This is a genomic window from Pseudoalteromonas sp. SIMBA_162 (assembly GCF_046535955.1).
GTDB classification, from domain to species: domain Bacteria; phylum Pseudomonadota; class Gammaproteobacteria; order Enterobacterales; family Alteromonadaceae; genus Pseudoalteromonas; species Pseudoalteromonas marina.
The window spans coordinates 1-556 of sequence record NZ_JAWJBQ010000066.1 but is presented as its reverse complement, the minus strand read 5'-3'; the positions used below and the strand labels follow the sequence as shown (position 1 = coordinate 556).

1 protein-coding gene is annotated in these 556 nt (G+C 34.9%); it reads right to left on the bottom strand.

Translation table 11 applies throughout. The features are described from left to right. Window positions 1–227: 227 nt before the first annotated feature. The coding region (locus R0J88_RS18725; RefSeq protein ID WP_410900690.1) for an AbrB family transcriptional regulator at window positions 228–556 on the bottom strand (329 nt) is incomplete at its 5' end.

The following is a 556-nucleotide window of genomic DNA, read 5'->3' as shown; positions in this document are numbered from 1 at the left end:
CGGCCTTCTGTTGATGAAAGACTATATAAAGTAAGTAGAAACTAAAACTCATTGATGAATAAATATATGATAACGAACGAGAATTACAAAATTAACAGTGGCGAAAGGAGACCGTTCTGTCATTTTTAAACTCGATCGCCTTGCTCCATGTATGTGAAAGTACTTTCTTCAGCAACCTTAATCGCTTCGATTCAACGATTCCTATCAGCCGTAGTCTATTGAGGATGCTAGCTATCTTTTCCAAGTAGGAACGTGACATTGTTCAGCATCTTTTTATCATGCCAGCGATAGAATAACTTTAATAGAGGCATAATTAAAATAAATATGAACAGCAATCTGGAGGTTTGAAATAAAGAAACAAGTGCAACGTCTGCTTTAACCGCATCAGCAAGTAATACCATTTGATCTAATCCTCCGGGAGCAGTGCTTAAAAAACTTGTTGTAAAACTTGTTTTCATTATTAAAGACATTAAATAACTAGAGCCAAAAGTTAAAACGATTAAAGCAACCGCACTCAATATACCTGCTATTAAAATACGCATAGGAAGTTTAATCA